This window comes from Dietzia sp. MNB45 (genome assembly GCF_051994785.1).
Classification (GTDB): Bacteria; Actinomycetota; Actinomycetes; order Mycobacteriales; family Mycobacteriaceae; genus Dietzia; species Dietzia kunjamensis.
In genome coordinates this window covers 1,627,052-1,642,745 of record NZ_CP163397.1, presented here as the reverse complement: position 1 = coordinate 1,642,745, position 15,694 = coordinate 1,627,052, and the positions used below count along the sequence as shown (strand labels likewise).

Annotated in this window: 15 protein-coding genes, 1 tRNA gene and 1 riboswitch; all 16 genes read right to left on the bottom strand. The window is 70.0% G+C overall.

Features of this window, described 5'->3' with window-relative positions; all coding sequences use genetic code 11:
• Window position 1: 1 nt before the first annotated feature.
• Window positions 2-829: an 8-oxoguanine DNA glycosylase OGG fold protein gene (locus AB5G72_RS07910; RefSeq protein ID WP_120283099.1), complete on the bottom strand. Its 828-nt coding sequence runs from the start codon at window positions 827-829 to the stop codon at window positions 2-4.
• 50 nt (window positions 830-879) lie between these two features.
• Window positions 880-3,759, bottom strand: a complete 2,880-nt coding sequence (gcvP, locus tag AB5G72_RS07905) for an aminomethyl-transferring glycine dehydrogenase (protein WP_440221373.1) — start codon at window positions 3,757-3,759, stop codon at window positions 880-882.
• Window positions 3,760-3,936: 177 nt separating this feature from the next.
• Window positions 3,937-4,036, bottom strand: a riboswitch (glycine riboswitch).
• 34 nt (window positions 4,037-4,070) lie between these two features.
• Window positions 4,071-4,712, bottom strand: coding sequence for a MerR family transcriptional regulator (locus AB5G72_RS07900; RefSeq protein ID WP_069390214.1), 642 nt, complete (start codon window positions 4,710-4,712; stop codon window positions 4,071-4,073).
• A 248-nt stretch (window positions 4,713-4,960) separates the two neighbouring features.
• Complete coding sequence (locus AB5G72_RS07895) at window positions 4,961-5,461, bottom strand: bifunctional nuclease family protein (RefSeq protein WP_096907250.1); 501 nt, start codon at window positions 5,459-5,461, stop codon at window positions 4,961-4,963.
• An 80-nt stretch (window positions 5,462-5,541) separates the two neighbouring features.
• Entirely contained in the window at window positions 5,542-6,276 is a 735-nt protein-coding gene (gene ftsR, locus AB5G72_RS07890; RefSeq protein WP_096905539.1) for a transcriptional regulator FtsR, read from the bottom strand.
• On the bottom strand, window positions 6,273-6,692 hold the full coding sequence (gene odhI, locus AB5G72_RS07885) for an oxoglutarate dehydrogenase inhibitor Odhl (protein WP_182645982.1): 420 nt from the start codon (window positions 6,690-6,692) through the stop codon (window positions 6,273-6,275). The genes ftsR and odhI overlap by 4 nt, the downstream gene beginning before the upstream one ends.
• Window positions 6,693-6,813: 121 nt before the next feature.
• Window positions 6,814-7,218: a glycine cleavage system protein GcvH gene (gene gcvH / locus AB5G72_RS07880; RefSeq protein ID WP_067715784.1), complete on the bottom strand. Its 405-nt coding sequence runs from the start codon at window positions 7,216-7,218 to the stop codon at window positions 6,814-6,816.
• A gap of 47 nt (window positions 7,219-7,265) precedes the next feature.
• Window positions 7,266-8,030: a CDP-alcohol phosphatidyltransferase family protein gene (locus tag AB5G72_RS07875; protein WP_440221372.1), complete on the bottom strand. Its 765-nt coding sequence runs from the start codon at window positions 8,028-8,030 to the stop codon at window positions 7,266-7,268.
• Entirely contained in the window at window positions 8,027-10,324 is a 2,298-nt protein-coding gene (gene secA2 / locus AB5G72_RS07870) for an accessory Sec system translocase SecA2 (protein ID WP_120283091.1), read from the bottom strand. Before secA2 ends, AB5G72_RS07875 begins: the two co-directional genes overlap by 4 nt.
• 87 nt (window positions 10,325-10,411) lie before the next feature.
• Window positions 10,412-11,551 (bottom strand): hypothetical protein, encoded by a 1,140-nt coding sequence (locus AB5G72_RS07865; protein ID WP_440221371.1) that lies wholly within the window; start codon window positions 11,549-11,551, stop codon window positions 10,412-10,414.
• Window positions 11,552-11,666: 115 nt separating this feature from the next.
• Window positions 11,667-13,268 carry a polyamine aminopropyltransferase gene (locus AB5G72_RS07860; protein ID WP_440221370.1) on the bottom strand — a complete coding sequence of 534 codons (1,602 nt, stop codon included), beginning with the start codon at window positions 13,266-13,268 and terminating at the stop codon, window positions 11,667-11,669.
• A gap of 22 nt (window positions 13,269-13,290) precedes the next feature.
• Window positions 13,291-13,743 (bottom strand): DUF350 domain-containing protein, encoded by a 453-nt coding sequence (locus tag AB5G72_RS07855; RefSeq protein ID WP_271800054.1) that lies wholly within the window; start codon window positions 13,741-13,743, stop codon window positions 13,291-13,293.
• Window positions 13,744-13,786: 43 nt separating this feature from the next.
• The gene (locus AB5G72_RS07850) at window positions 13,787-14,206 is read right to left on the bottom strand and encodes a DUF4247 domain-containing protein (protein ID WP_185950568.1); all 420 of its coding nucleotides are present in this window, start codon (window positions 14,204-14,206) and stop codon (window positions 13,787-13,789) included.
• Entirely contained in the window at window positions 14,203-14,793 is a 591-nt protein-coding gene (locus tag AB5G72_RS07845; protein WP_440221369.1) for a DUF2617 family protein, read from the bottom strand. The genes AB5G72_RS07850 and AB5G72_RS07845 overlap by 4 nt, the downstream gene beginning before the upstream one ends.
• Entirely contained in the window at window positions 14,790-15,416 is a 627-nt protein-coding gene (locus AB5G72_RS07840; RefSeq protein ID WP_407335949.1) for a DUF4178 domain-containing protein, read from the bottom strand. The genes AB5G72_RS07845 and AB5G72_RS07840 overlap by 4 nt, the downstream gene beginning before the upstream one ends.
• Window positions 15,417-15,601: 185 nt before the next feature.
• Window positions 15,602-15,675 (bottom strand) — tRNA-Pro (locus AB5G72_RS07835).
• Window positions 15,676-15,694 lie beyond the last annotated feature (19 nt).

Sequence of the window (15,694 nt, the reverse complement as noted above, 5' to 3'; positions counted from 1 at the left end):
GTCAGCGCGGGCGGGTTTCCCGATGCGTCCGGTCGGACGCGCCCGAGCAGTCGGCCGGCGCCCGCCGGTCGTGCCACTCCCGGACGAGCCACATCTCGATCACCAGCGGGTCGACGGCCGCCTCGCGAGCCCACGCGGCGACCACGTCCAGGTAACGCTGGTAGCGCCGCGGGGTCAGCCGGGAGGCCGAGTCGATCTCGGTCCAGCCGGCGTGGATCAGGGTGCCGATCCCCGCCGGATCGACCGGCACGATATGCGGCGCCGACCAGGCCATGCCCAACGACGACAGGTACAGCGATGCCAGGGGATAACCCAGGTCCGGAACGCCGCGCCCCGCTCTGCCGGCGGGAGCTCCGTGCCGCAGGAGGTTCATCGCCTCAACCGGCGCGTCGAGCCAGTCCACCACCTCGTGCAGCACGAGTGGGTATCCGTGGGAGGAGACCGATACCCGACCGTGCCGGTCCCGCTCGGCCACCCGGAAGTCCGGCAGCCCGCGCCGCACCCCCGATCGCGACGGGTGGCCGGACAGCCAGGCGGCGCACATGTAGAGCGCCACCACGGATTCCTCGAGACTGCCCCGGGCGCGCCGACCCGCCGCCCACAGGTCGCTCCTGCGGAGGTACCCGGACCCGGACTCGACCCGCCCGCCGTCGAGGCCACCGGCGACCAGGCGGAGGTCGACGCCCTTCTCTGCGAGGCGCAGGTTCCACAGGTCCAGATCGATCCCGACGTACTCGTCGGCGACCAGCAGCGCGGGAGGCTGCGCGCGGCACCACTCGCGGCAGGCCGCGGGGAGTGCGGGGATCGGGTGGGGCCCGGTCGTCGTCATGCCCCGTACCGTGTCATGCGGGTACGACAACACCGGACCCCGGCGCCGGTTTAGTCCTGTGCGAACGCGTCCAACGGCGGGCACGAGCAGACCAGGTTGCGGTCGCCGTAGGCCCCGTCGATCCGGCGGACGGCCGGCCACACCTTCGGGCGCCAGGTCGACCCCAGGGGGTACCCCGCGACGCTGCGCGGGTAGGCGTGCGCCCACTCGTCGGCGGACACGCTCTGGGCCGTGTGGGGCGCGCCCCGCAGCGGGTTGTCGTCCACCGTCCACTCACCGTCGGAGACGCGGTCGATCTCGGAGCGAATGGCCGCCATCGCATCACAGAACGCGTCCAGTTCGGACAGGTCCTCGCTCTCGGTCGGCTCGACCATGAGCGTGTTGGGGACCGGGAAGCTCATGGTGGGCGCGTGGAAGCCGTAGTCGGCGAGACGCTTCGCGACGTCGTCGATCGAGATGCCGACCGAGTCGATGAGCGGGCGCAGGTCGAGGACGCACTCGTGGGCGACCCACCCGCCGTCACCGGAGTACAGCACCGGGAAGTGCTCCCCGATACGCCGGGCCAGATAGTTAGCGCTGGCGATGGCGGTGAGCGTGGCCCGGCGCAGTCCGTCGGCCCCCATCATCCGCACGTACGCCCACGTGATGGGCAGGATCGACGCGGAGCCGAACGCGGCCGAGGAGACCACGCCACCCGCGCCCAGGCCGTCCTCGTGGGGATGCCCGGGCAGGAAATCGCGCAGGTGCTCGGCCACCGCGACGGGGCCGACACCCGGCCCACCGCCACCGTGGGGGATACAGAAGGTCTTGTGCAGGTTGAGGTGGCTCACGTCGCCCCCGAACCGGCCCGGACGTGCGACCCCGACCAGCGCGTTGAGGTTGGCCCCGTCGATGTAGACCTGACCCCCGGCATCGTGGACGATCGCGCAGATCTCCTCGATGTCGTGCTCGTAGACGCCGTGTGTGGACGGGTAGGTGATCATGATCGCCGACAGTTCGGCGCCGTACTTGTCCACCTTCGCGCGCAGGTCGTCGACGTCGACATCGCCGTTCTCACGGCACGCCACCACGACGACCTTCATTCCGGCCATGACCGCGGAGGCGGCATTGGTGCCGTGGGCGGACGACGGGATGAGGCAGACCGTCCGGTCCTCCTCCCCGCGCGATCGGTGATAACCGCGGATCGCGAGGAGTCCGGCATATTCGCCCTGGCTACCGGCATTGGGCTGCAGACTGACCGCCGCGTACCCGGTGATGTCGACGAGCCACTGCTCGACATCCGCGACGAGTTCGCGGAGTCCGGCGCTCTGGTCCGCCGGGGCGAACGGGTGGAGTCGGTTGAACTCCGGCCACGTGATGGGCTCCATCTCGGTGGTGGCGTTGAGCTTCATCGTGCACGAGCCCAGCGGGATCATGGTCCGGTCCAGCGCCATGTCCTTGTCCGAGAGCGCCCGCAGGTACCTCAGCATCGCGGTCTCGGTGCGGTACCGCACGAACGCCTCGTGCTGGAGGAACTCGCTCGTGCGATCCCCGTGTCCCGGATCCACCGGGATCTCGACGGCCCCGACGGCACCTGCGCCGAATGCCTCGAGCACGATCCCGACGTGCTCGGCGGTGGTGGCCTCGTCACACGCGATCGACACGGAGTCGTCGTCGACCTTCCACAGGTTCACCCCGCGCGCGGCGGCGGCGGCCAGTACCTCATCAGCGCGTCCCGGTACACGGGTCAGGACTGTGTCGAAGAACTCGTCGTGGACCACTTCGACCCCGGCCGAGCGCAGCCCCCGGGCGAGAGCGTCGGCGTGGGCGTGCACCCGGCGGGCGATCGCCGAGAGACCGTCGGCGCCGTGATAGGACGCGTACATCGCGGCCAGGACCGCCAGGAGGACCTGGGCGGTGCAGATGTTGGATGTCGCCTTCTCGCGGCGGATGTGCTGCTCACGGGTCTGGAGGGCGAGCCGGTACGCGACCTGTCCGTCGGCGTCTGTCGACACCCCGACCAGTCGACCCGGCAGGTTGCGGGCGTGCGCGCTGCGGCACGCGAGGAAACCGGCGTGCGGCCCGCCGAAGCCCATCGGGACCCCGAAGCGCTGGGTGGTGCCGAAGCACGCGTCCGCGCCCTTCTCTCCCGCGGGGGTCAGGACCGTCGCCGCCAGCAGGTCGACACCCGCGGCGACCATGGCGCCCCGTTCGTGGCACTGCTCGATGAGCCGGGACACGTCGGCGACACGACCGGACGCGCCGGGGGTCTGCACGAGCGCCCCGAAGAACTCGCCCTCGGGCAGGCCGTCGTCCACCAGGTTCGCCGTGACGAGTTCGATGCCCAGGGGCTCCGCGCGGGTGGCGAGAATCGCCGCGGTCTGGGGGAAGATGTCGGTGTCGACGGCGAAGCGGGGGCTCTTGGAGGAGCGGTTGGCCCGTCGCAGCATCGTCATGGCCTCGGCCGCGGCCGTGCCCTCGTCCAGCATGGAGGCGCCTGCCATGTCCATGCCGGTCAGGTCGGAGACCATCGTCTGGAAGTTCAGGAGCGCCTCGAGACGGCCCTGGCTGATCTCCGGCTGGTAGGGGGTGTAGCCCGTGTACCACGCCGGGCTCTCGATGATGTTCCGGATCAGTACCGGCGGAGTGAGCGTGTCGTAGTAGCCCTGTCCGATCATCGACACGGCGACGGTGTTGCGGTTGGCGAGTTCGCGCAGCGCCGCGAGGGTGTCCGCTTCCGACAGCGGCTCCGGTAGGGCGTCGATCCCCTCCGCGCGCCCGTCCGGTCCCACCTCGTCGAGGATGACCGAGGGCACGGCCCGCTCGGCGAGTTCATCCAGCGAACCCACGCCGATGGTGTCGAGGATGCGTTCCAGGCCGTGGGCGTCGGGACCCAGATGGCGGGCGACGAACTCGCCTCCGGTCCGGGCGGTGTCAGGGGTCGTCGTCACAGGTGCTCCTCAGGTGGCGGGGCCGCCCGGACAGGCGGCCTGCGGGCCGGTGCTACCCTCTCCGCTCTGTCCCCTGCCGGACGGGTGCCGGCGCCTGAGAGATTCACCGGGCCGCGTGTGCGGCCCCGGCTTTCCCCGTGGGCGGGTGGTCTGTTCCACCGCTCTCCAGAGGCGTTAGGCGACTACACGGTCCGGGTGCCTGAGAGATTCTCGGAGAGGAGTTGCTCCTTCGGCGCCCGCGACCGACAAGGCCGCGGAGCTCTCCCGTGAGTCGCGTGAACGCATGGCCGAGTCTAGACCACCGGCGCCGATCAGCCCGTGCGGCGTGAGGCGCGAGCGCGCCGACGGGCCGCCAGCTCGTCCTCCACCGGTGCGAGGATGTCGTCCTCGGAGACCGTCTCCGCGGGGAACTCGGCGATCGACCCTGCGAGTTCACGCATCGCGCCCCCGATACCGATGCCGAACACGCCCTGCCCGCCCTGGAGCAGGTCGAACACCTCCTCCTTGGAGGTGCACTCGAACACGGTGCGGCCATCCGAGAACAGGGTGATGGTAGCCAGGTCCTCCACGCCCCGTGACCGGATCTGATCCACGGCCTTCCGGATGTTCTGGAGCGAGATACCGGTGTCGAGCAGCTGCTTGACGATCTTCAGGACGAGGATGTCCTTGAACGAGTACAGGCGCTGACTACCCGAGCCGGCCGCATTGCGGATCGACGGCACCACGAGGTCGGTGCGTGCCCAGTAATCGAGCTGCCGGTAGGTGATCCCGGCGATCTGGCAAGCGATCGGGACCCGGTACCCGCTCGTGCCGTCCGGGATCCCGTCATCGGGGAACAACCCGGGCTGCACCTCGTCGAAGGAAGCCTGGGTGCCCTCTCCTCGGTCCCCGAAGAGACTCTCCGTGTTCGTATCGGCGACGGACGGCTCCGAGACCCGGGTGTGGTCGGCCACGATTGCTCCCTCAAGCTGCGGGTGTCGCCACGATCGTGACGACACGGTACCGGGCGACGAGGCCCGGATCCTGGACGCGTGAACACCATCGTTGTAGTTCACTGAGGGCAACGCTATGCCCGTCGGGGGCCCTGATCAATAGGACACGCGGTAAACCTCAACCTCAAGTTGAAGTTTAGAGTCTGTCCTGACCTGCGAACTGGTATCGGTGTGGCCACTGTGAATGCCAAACTCGCAGGTCGCAGGCGTCAGGACGATGACCCGCCCGGTTCTCTGGGCGCCTCCGGTCCGCCGAGAAAATCGTCAGGGTTCACCTGATCGAGGAACTCCCGGAAGGCTTCGACCTCTTCCTCGCCCTGCTCCACGAGGGAGATCCCCACCTCGTCGAGCACCTCCCGGCTCACGAGTACCGGCGAGGAGGTCCGCAGTGCGACCGCCACCGCGTCGGACGGGCGCGCGGACACCCTCGTGTCGCCGAAGACCAACTCCGCGAAGAACGTCCCCTCGGACACTCCGATGATCTCCACCTGCTCCAGCGGATGCGAGAAGGTGTCCAGTAGCGCGGCCACGAGGTCGTGGGTCAGCGGCCTGCTCGGTCGCACCCCCTGCTGTTGGAGGCTGATCGCCGCGGCTTCGGCCGCCCCGATCCAGATCGGTACGTACCGGCCACCGTCCTTCTCGTGCAGGATCAGTACGGGTGCGTACTCCGGCTCCTCGAAACGGACGCCGACGATGTCGACCTCGCGCATGTTCTTTCCCATGTTCTCCGCCTCTCCCACGTCTCAAGCGTAGCCCCGATCCGGTTCACCGCGAGCGGGCGCTGTTCCCGTCAGGACTCGAGGGCGTGCCTCACGGCGACGGTCACCAGGGTCGAATGGAGCGACACCGACAGTGCCGCGATCTCCCGCGCCAACTCCGCGGCCCGGTCACGGGCATCGGCATCGCCCTGGCGAGCCACCGGGCCGGCGATCTGGGTGATCAACCCGGTCTGCCGATCCGCCGCCGTGCGGAACCCCCTGAGGTGACGCACATCCACCCCGTGCGCGGCCAGGTCGTGCGCGGTCCGCGCCACGAGCACCGCCTCCGGGTCGAAGAACCCGCCGGGGCCCGCGGCGATCAGGCCCGCGTCGATCAGCGCGTCGACCAGAGCGGCGTCCACCCCGGACTGCTCGACCACGTTCTCGCGGGTGAGCCTCTTCAGGGTGTCGCTTCGGAAGTCGTCCGGGGTCGACCCGGGGACGCCGTCCTCGCCGGGCCGCGGCCGCAGCGCGGTGGTCGACCCGTCGGCGATGCCGGCGTCCAGCGCGTCGAGCTCCTGCCGGATCACCTTGAGGGGCAGATACCGATCGCGCTGGGCGGTCAGGACGTACCGCAGCCGCTCGCGGTCCTCGACGCTGAAGCGCCGGTACCCGCTCGCGGTGCGTTCAGGGGTGACCAGCCCCTCGTTCTCGAGGAACCGGACCTTCGACACCGTCAGGTCCGGGAACTCCGGACTCAGAAGTGCGATGACGCCCCCGATGGAGAGGTACTCCTCCCTCGGGGCGCCCTGCCCGGCGGCGGTCACTGCCCGGGCGTACCCGTCAGGAAGACGAGACGGAACTTGCCGATCTGGACCTCGTCGCCGTTCGACAGCGACGCCGAGTCCACGGGCTCACGATTGACGTAGGTACCGTTCAGCGACCCCACGTCGACGACGGTGAAGGTCTCGCTCTCGCTCCGGAACTCGGCGTGCCGCCGGCTCACCGTCACGTCGTCGAGGAAGATGTCGCTGTCCGGGTGCCGTCCCGCGGACGTGGTGGCCTGGTCGAGCAGGAACCTCGACCCCGCGTTGGGGCCACGCTTGACCACGAGCAGCGCCTGCCCCTCGGGGAGCCCCTCGACACCGGTGACGGCGGAGTCGGACTGGGCCGCCTGCTGGTCGGATTCGGTGAGGAGCTCGGCACGGAACACCGAGGTGGTCTCGGCGGTCGCCTCGGGCATGTTCTTGTTCTCGGTCACGTTCGTATCTCCTCGTCCGAGCCCAGCGGGGGCTCACCGTGCGGTGCTGTTGATTCTATGTCGGAGTCCCCGGTCGCGGGGCCCGGGGGCGGCGACTACCCGCTCAGCCCTCGGTGATCTTGGCGTACCCGTCCGAATCGAGGGTCTGCTCGAGCTGGGACTCCAGGTCGTCCACATCGGCGATCTCGAGGACGACGATCCACCCCTCACCGTACGGATCCGAGTTGACCAGTTCGGGAGACGTCTCGAGGGCGGTGTTGACCTCGACGACCTTGCCGCTCAGTGGCGCGTAGAGGTCGGACACGCTCTTCGGCGACTCGACCTCACCGAAGGGCTCACCCGACTCGGTCTCCCCACCGACGTCCGGGAGTTGGACGAACACGATGTCACCCAACTTGGACTGCGCGTACTCGGTGATTCCGATGCGCACGCGGGTGTCCGACACCCGCTCCACCCACTCGTGCTCATCGGTGTACCTGAGCTGGTCGGGGATGTTCTGATCGCTCACTGACGCGCCCTTCTCGAGTGGCTCACTTCGAATTCCATCTGGCGACATTACACACCGTCGGGCGCCCCCACATCAGCCGATCGGGCCCCGCGCGGGGGAACCGCCCGCGCTATCCTCGACGCCTGCCAGACGTAGATGCCCCCACTCCAGGCGTACAGGCCGACACCCCAGTACAGGCACGCCTCCCCCACGAGTTCGAAGGCCTGTCCACCCGGCACACCGGCGTGGCCGGTCAGCAGCAGTGGGAGCGACCAGAACAGGGCGAAGGTCGCCGCCTTGCCCAGATAGGTGACCTCGGGGTCCAGCCCGCGCCGGCGATAGACCGGGAGCGTGGCCGTCAGTAGGAGATCACGCGCGATCAGCACCACCACGATCCACACCGGGATGTATCCCGCCACGGCGAAGGAGACGGGGACGGCGGCGACGAGGATCCTGTCGGCGATCGGGTCCAGACGCTCGCCCCAGGTGGAGCGCATGTTCCACAGGCGGGCGATCTTGCCGTCGAGCCAATCCGACACCACCAGCACCCCGAGGAGCCACAACGCCAGGGGTGGGTCATCCCACGCCAGGATGCTCAGCACGAGGACCGGGATCAGGGCGATGCGCCCCAGGGAGATCGCGTTGGGCAACGTCCAGAACCGGTCGCTGACCTCCGGAACCCTCGCGGGCGTATCGGGCCCCAGGCCGGGCGGGACCGCCGCGGACAGGTGGCCGTCCCGCGGCGGGGGGATCCTGGCCCCGAGGACCTTGCCCTCGCCGGTCCGCCATTCCCGGAGGTCGGTCTCCCGTCGACCGTCACGCGCCGCGCTCATCGGAACGTCGACATCATCCCGGAGAAGACGTTCCCGCCGGCCGCCATCGGGTTGTCGTGGACCATGTAGGTCCAGGTCGAGGTGGGCCGTGCCATGGAATTGGCCTCGAGGTCCACCCCGGAGGCGGTGAACTCGATCTCGGCGAACGTGGCCTCGGACTTGCGGACCGCGTCGGAGGCGAGATCGCGGAAGTGGTCGATCGCGATCCGGTGGAACTCGTCGAGGGGGTTCTCGCGTCCGAGCGCGCGGAGGTGGATCGATTCGCGGACGTCGTTCATCGTCTCGAGATGTCGCGCCCAACCACGGTCGAGATGCCACAGCATGATCTCGCGGCATCCCTGCACCACGGCGTCGCGGCCGTGCGCCTCCACCAGTCGGGCACTCCGTTCGGGATCATGTGCCGTGAGTTCCTCGAACGCCTTGTCCGTGCGGAGCAGCGCGGCACGTCGCTCGGCGAGGATGTCGCGCTGCTCGGCGAGGAGACGACTGTAGCGCCAGGTGTTGGCGTGGATCTCCAGCATCTGTCCCTCGGTCACCCGCTGCGCGTGATCGACGGCGTCACGACCGCGATTGCCCTTGAGCAACCCGGTGATCCGGTCGTGGGCGGTCGGGATCTTCTCGGGTTCGAGCGCCGAGGTCACCACGGGGTCGTCCATGGACGCGAAGAACACCGAGCTACCCGGGTCGCCCTGACGCCCCGCCCGTCCTCTGAGCTGGTTGTCGAGTCGCTCCGTCCGGTGTCGACCGGTACCCACCACGTGCAGTCCGCCGAGCTCCACGACCTCGTCGCGCCGCGATTCGTCGGAACCACCGAGCCGGATGTCCGTCCCGCGGCCGGCCATCTGGGTGGAGACGGTGACGTTCCCCACGTCGCCCGCCTCGGCGATGATCGCCGCCTCCTCCTCGTCGTTCTTGGCGTTGAGGACCGCGCAGTCGACACCCTTCTCGGCGAGCCGCGCGGCCAGTTCCTCGGACTCGGCCACGTCGTGTGTGCCCACCAGGACCGGCTGGCCGGTGGCGTGGACGCTCACGATGTGCTCGACCACGGCGCGAGTCTTGCTGTCGGTGTCGATGTAGGTCCGATCGGCCTCGTCGAAACGGATATTCGGCGCATTGGAGTCAATCTGGGACACGCCCAGGGAGTAGAACTCGCGCAGCTGGGCACCGGCGGCGAGCGCGGTACCGGTCATGCCGCACACCTTGTCGTACCGCCCGATGAAGGCCTGGACCGTGAGACTGTCCAGGATCTGGCCCGCTTCGGACACCGGGACGCCTTCCTTGGCCTCCACGGCGGCCTGGAGTCCGTCCGGCCACCGCTGGAGCTCGGCCACGCGCCCGCGCGAGGCGTTGACCAATTGCACCCGTCCGTCGCGGACGATGTAGTCCACGTCCCTGCGCAGGAGGAAGCACGCGTGGAGGGCCACGTTGACCTGCACGAGGGTGGTACCGACGTGGTCGGCGTCGTACAGGTCGGCGATGCCGAGTTCGGTCTCGATGGCCTCGGCACCGTCCTCGGTGAGGAAGATGTTGCGCCGCTCGGAATCGGTCTCGTAGTGCCGCCCCGGGCGCAGCTTGCGCACCGCGGCCAGGACCTCCCCTGTCGGCGCCTCCCCGGACGTGGACCCCGCCAGCACCAACGGCACGAGAGCCTCGTCCACCAACACCGAGTCGGCCTCGTCCACGAGGGCCACGTCCGTCGTCGGGGAGATGAGGTCCGACGGGTTGGTCACCAATTGCTCGCGGAGGACGTCGAAACCGATCTCCGAGACCGAGCCGTAGGTGACATCGCAGCCGTAGGCGTCACGCCGTTCATCGCGTGTCGAGGATTCGGTGACGTGGCCGACCGACAGTCCCAGCAGCTCGAACATCGGGCCCATCCAGCGGGCGTCCCGGGCGGCGAGGTAGTCGTTGACGGAGACGACGTGGACGGTGTGTCCCTGGAGGGCGTACCCCGCCGCCGCCACCGCCCCGGAGAGGGTCTTGCCTTCGCCCGTCGCCATCTCCACGACATCGCCGGAGAACATGCGCAACGCGCCCTGGAGTTGGACGTCGAACGGCCTCAGCCCCACCGTCCGGTCGGCGGCCTCCCTGGCCAGTGCGAGGAAGCGGGCGAGGTCCTCGGGAGGATCCCCGAAGAGCTGCAGGTCGTGCGCCGTGTCCGCGAACTCGCCGTCGTCCAGTCCCGCCGCCCACCCGTCGTACTCGTGCGAGGCCTCGACCGCGCTCTGCGCGCGCGAGGTGTCGCGTCCCTGGGTGGAGCCCATGAGCTTCCAGAAGCGGTTGGCCAATCCCACGCGTGGAGTCCTTCCCGGTCACGAACAGATGCGTCCACCGTACGCAGGCGGGACGCGGGCGGGGACGTGCCCCGCCGGTCACGGCGTCTAGCGCTCCGGGTCGATCTGGCCCCGCAACCGCCGCATGGCCTCCGTCGAGAGCATGCGATCCCCCGCCCGGGCCGCGAGATTCTCCGCCACCACGTCCGCCGGTGAGGGGCGGTAGGGCGTCGCGGGCGATGCCATACCGTTGTCGCGCGCGATCCCGGCGAGGCGTTCCGCCTCCGCCACCGCGGCATCCGCCCGTGACTCCACCGACTCGACGAGCTCACGGAACGCGACCGCCCGGTCGACGACCTCTACCCACACCCCGTCGATCGACGAGCCCATGCCGGTCAGGGTGGTGAATCCGTCGCTGACAGGCGGCACCCCGGCCGTCGCCGCCGCTTCGCGCAGTCGACACAGGTCCCCGGCGAGTCCGACCACCTCCGACTCGGCGTCGAACTGCAACCGGATCTCCTCGACCGACCGTCCGCCCCGCGCGTAGGCGCGATACAACCGGTCGTACAGACCACCGACCTCCATGAGCGTGGCCGTGTACATCTCCGGGATCCGGCGCCGGTCCGCCCGGATGTGCGGGAGCGAGGGCAGCGACTGGACAACCGACTGCACCCGCTGTGGCAGCACCACCCTGCCCATCTCACGCTGACCCCTGGCCGCGGCGACGGTCCCGAGTTCTGCGAGGGTCCGGGGCACGAGCGGAACGGCGGCCATCGTCGGCGTCGACGCCAGTGCGTCGAACAACCGGCCGCGGTCATCGGTGTCCAGGTGCACACCGCGCCGACGGTCGGCGCGGATGTCCTTCACCCGGAACGCCCAGACGCCGGTACCCCGTGTGAACCCGGTCCGCAGGACGAGATACCTCCGGTCGAGATCCGCCAACCGGGTACGCAACGCCATCCGCAACATGGACGGCACCGGGGTGCCGAGGATTCGCCGGAGGTCGTGGCGTTGTTCCTCGATAATCCGAACCTGGTGGAACCCGTTGACCGTCGGGAACGGGAGATTGCGGTGCAACCGGGCCAGGACGACGTCGCCGATGCGGGGCTCGACCAGCCCGCAGGCCACTAGCAACGAGGCCCTGTCGGACAATTCCGCCACCGGGGCCTGCCCCTCCCCCCGGCACATCCGGTCGACGTCGGACACGATCCGGTCCCGTGCCGTCTGTGGCGTGCGCTCGTCGGCCATGCCCCTCCTCGCCCGCGCGTCCGGCGCGCGGCTCCTCTCACGGGATTCCTATCGGTTACAACGGTAGGCCCCGGCCCGGTGTTCCCCGGCGGGTGGCAGGCCGGCTCCACACCGGTCAGCGTTCATAGCCACGTCGGGCGTCATCGAGGATCCGGGGCCGGTCGAGGGTGGAGGGCTCGAGTCGCATCTGAGCCACGTCGCGACCGAACCGGCCGGCTGCCTCAAGGGTCCCCTGGTCGAGGTATCGCAGGCCGGTGACGTCGGGCCGCAGTCGGAGATCCGGGGCGTCACCGTCGGCCGAGGCCAGGACGAAACCCCAGTCCCCGAACGTCGGGACGTGAACGTGGTACGGGGTCGTGCCCCATCCCGCGGAATCCACTGTCGACACCGTCCGCCAGAACTGCCGGGGCGTGGAGAACGGGCTCCCGGATTGGACGACCATGAGACCGTCATCGCCGGCGACCCCGCGCACGAGGCCGTAGAACTCCTCGGAATACAGGCGGGACAGCGCGGCGTTGCGCGGGTCCGGCAGATCCACGAGCACCGCCCCGAAGCCGCCCGGCGGCACGGCGCCGTCGCCGCGGCGGCGCAGCCACGCGAAGGCGTCGTCGACCACCACCTCAACGCGCGGGTTGTCGAGGGAACCCCGGTTGTCCGCACGCAGCTCGGTGCGGGCGATCTCCAACACGGCCGGGTCGAGCTCCACCTGGACCACTCGCCGAACGCCCGGCACGGCCAGGAGGTCTCTGGCCGCCAGACCGTCGCCGCCGCCGAGTACCAACACGTCGCGGGGCCGCTCGGCCATCGCGGGCTGGACCAGAGCCTCGGTGTACCGGTACTCGTCGAGACTCGAGTACTGAAGCGTGCCGTCGAGGTACAGACGGCGGTCGGTGCGGCCGTTGTACCTCGCCCTCGTGACGACGATCTCCTGGTAGGCGGACTGGGTGTGGGAGAGCACCGGGTCCGGGTACAGCTTGGACCGCGACCACTCGGTGACGTCGTCGAGCGCGGCGAGCAGCGTGCCCAGCAGAGCCGCGACCAGTGCGAGCGACAACGCCGCTACGGCAGTCTGTGTCCGGGTCAGCAGACCCCGCAACGCGAGCGCGAGCAGCACGGCGGCGGCGGCCACGTTGACCACCCCCGTGATGGCGGCGGCCTGCTGCATCCCGAACGACGGCAGGAGCAGGAACGGCCACAGCAGTCCCCCGACGAGCGCCCCCAGGTAGTCGGCGGCGTTGAGATCGGCCAGTACCCGGCCGGCCTCGGCCGACCCGGTCCGGCGGCCGGTCTGCAGCAGGGACATGAGCAGTGGCACCTCTGCGCCCACCAGCACGCCGATCGCGGCGGTGGCCACCACCAGCGTCACCAACGACGCCGAGTCCGACCCCAGGGTCGTGAAGGTCACATAGAGCGCCGTGGCAGACGCCCCACCGACGAGCCCCAGCGTCGCCTCGACGGCGATGAAGCTCGACGCCGGGCGGTCGACGAACGGCTTGGCCAGCAATGCGCCGAGGCCGAGGGCCGCGACGTACCCGGCCACCACGAGACTCGTGGCGACGATCCCTCCGCCCTGGACCGTTGTCGCGAGTGTGAGGAGGGCGAGCTCGTAGATGAGCCCGCAGGCGGCGCACGCGGCGACGGAGGCCAGCACGACAGGACGCCACCAGCGGCCGGCGCGCGGCCGGGATTGTCCGGCGGGGTCTGCCTCCGTCGGCACGGGAACCGCCGTGCCGACCTCGTCAGGCAATGGCGGCCGCGTTCACGGCGGAGACGGCGAGGAGTGTGGCCGCGACGGCGAGTGCGGCGGTGCTGAACCGTGGCGCGCCGACGAGGTCGCGGAACCTGCCGGGGACCAGCAGTTCCAGGATCACCAGGGTGACGGCCTGGAAGATCACGCCGAGCAGGCCGTACGCGGCGACGTCGATCAGGCCCAACACCAGGGAGTCCGAGGCGTTGGTCATCACGGTAACGACGATGATCGCGAGGGAGAACGCCGAGGACACGAACAGCGCCGCGGCGTTGGGACGGTGGTCGACGAACACGTGGTGGCGCAGGCTGCCCGGCGTCAGCAGGTCGAGCATGACGAACCCGAGCGCGAGGACCAGGGCGCCGACGCCGAAGTACGCCAGCGACACCCCGATCCCGTCCAGGAGTTCGGGTACGTGGTCGGCGGTTCCGGCGGCGATGGTCACCGTGTCTCCTCGGGGTTCGGGTGGTCTGTGGGCGTCTCGTGGGTCACTTCACGCCGACCCCGCCGGAGCTGCCCCCGGCGGACCGGGCCGGGCTGCCCGGGCCGAAGGCCCCGCCGAGGAAGATGAAGCCTCCGGAACGGAGCGTGCGCGAGTTCTCGTCGAGCTGGACGCGACAGGCGAGATCGCCGGAGCGGCCGACGACGATCATGTCGTCCCCGTACCTCAGGTACCGGGTGTCCTCGTTCAGCTGGTCGGCGTCCGGCCGCTCGTGGTTGCTGATGTCCCTCGCCGTGGAGTCCCGGTCGCCCCGGCACTCGTAGGTCTGGGACGCGCCGGCCACCGGGGTGTAGTTCTCACGGACATAACGCACGGCATTCGTGCCGGACCCCACCAGGACGAGGCCCAGCAGGACCGCGCACAGTCCGGCGACGAGCGCGATGATCCACCCGCGGTAGGGCTTCACGAGGCCACCCCCTCTGCACCGTCCACCCCGGCGCCGTTCATCCCGGCGACGTGCACCCGGGACGTGGTGGCGACGACGTCGCCACCACTCTCGCCGGAGTCGTCTCCAGCCGGGTAGAGGTGCCAGGTATCCCACGACCAGCCCGTGTCGTCCGGCGTCGTGGCCACCACCGTGAGCGCCCCTTCAGAGCCCGGGAACCGTCCCGCGAGCACGGTCGGATCGGCTGCCGCGAGCGCGGTCAGGCGATCCACCAGTTCCCCGAATGCGTCGGCGGAGAGCGTCTCGGTGGCCCCGCGCAGGTGGTGCACACCCCATGGGCCGGGGCAGGACACCTCGGCCGGCAACGGCGCGCCCCCGGCGGTCGTCGCGCGGCAGGACACCTCCTCGGTCATCGCATCGCGTCCGTCGATCACGAGCGTCACGGCGTGTGACGCACCGAGGATCGACAGGCGTAGAGCGATGTGGTGCACCGGGTGTTCGAGGACGGTCGAGACGAGGGCGTCCCGCTCGGGCTCCACGCTGACCCGGTACCCGAGCGCGGCGGCCGCGACGTCGCTCGGTTCCGCGACGAGGTCGTGCACGGTCACCGCCTGTAGTCCGGGTCGCCGGCCGCAGGGGGCGCCGGGTAGACGGTCAGCTCGCCCCGCGACATCGGACGGCCGGTCGAGACCTCCCAGCCCGCCCCGTCCCAGTTCTCGAACGACAGCAGCGAACTACCGTCCCCGGTCCGCATGTCCTGGTAGCGCATCCGACCGCGCTCGGGCAGGCCGGTGGTCCCCTCGCACGAGTAGTCCGCCTCGCCCGACTCCTCGAGACGATGGACACGATCGTCGACGATCACCTCGGACCCGGGACTGACGCCGAGGCCCTTCCGGGTGGTCCACCAGGTCAGCTCGAGGGTCCCCTCATCCTCCTCGACACCGAGCCACTGCGCACCGTCCCCGCCTTCCAGGAGGTGCTCCCACCAGACGTACGGGCCCTGGCGCAGGGTGATCGATCCACGCACCACGTAGTCGACACCGCCGTAGGCGACGATCGCGCCGGGGCCGAGCTCACGCGGTCCGAATCCGTGGATCGGCTGGTCGGCGGCCAGCGGGTCGCGGCGGGCCGCGGCCGTGGCAGGCCTCTTCCCGCCCCGGGCCTTGACGATGATCCCGATGATCGCGACCACCGCGACCACCAACCCCACTATGACGAGTAGCTCTCCCACCGCGCATCCACTCCTGGATCGATGATCGACGGTCGACCCGGGCCGCCGCTTCCTGACCAGGAAAGGCTAACCCACCAGGCTCCGTGGGAGGCTCCCGGTTCACGCGAGGCGAGTCCATCTCCCCGAAATGGGCTCAGGGCCGGCTCCCTTCTCGGGAAACCGGCCCTGATCTCGTCCACTCTGTGTCGGGCTGACAGGATTTGAACCTGCGACCCCTTGACCCCCAGTCAAGTGCGCTACCAAGCTGCGCCACAGCCCGTCCGCCACCGCGGCTCACG

What these genes read in the sequence shown, in the direction of transcription:
- AB5G72_RS07910 (WP_120283099.1), bottom strand. Translation starts at nt 829, where the DNA reads ATGACGACGACCGGGCCCCACCCGATCCCCGCACTCCCCGCGGCCTGC.
- AB5G72_RS07895 (WP_096907250.1), bottom strand. Translation starts at nt 5,461, where the DNA reads ATGCGCGAGGTCGACATCGTCGGCGTCCGTTTCGAGGAGCCGGAGTAC.
- odhI (WP_182645982.1), bottom strand. Translation starts at nt 6,692, where the DNA reads ATGCCCGAGGCGACCGCCGAGACCACCTCGGTGTTCCGTGCCGAGCTC.
- AB5G72_RS07875 (WP_440221372.1), bottom strand. Translation starts at nt 8,030, where the DNA reads ATGAGCGCGGCGCGTGACGGTCGACGGGAGACCGACCTCCGGGAATGG.
- AB5G72_RS07865 (WP_440221371.1), bottom strand. Translation starts at nt 11,551, where the DNA reads ATGGCCGACGAGCGCACGCCACAGACGGCACGGGACCGGATCGTGTCC.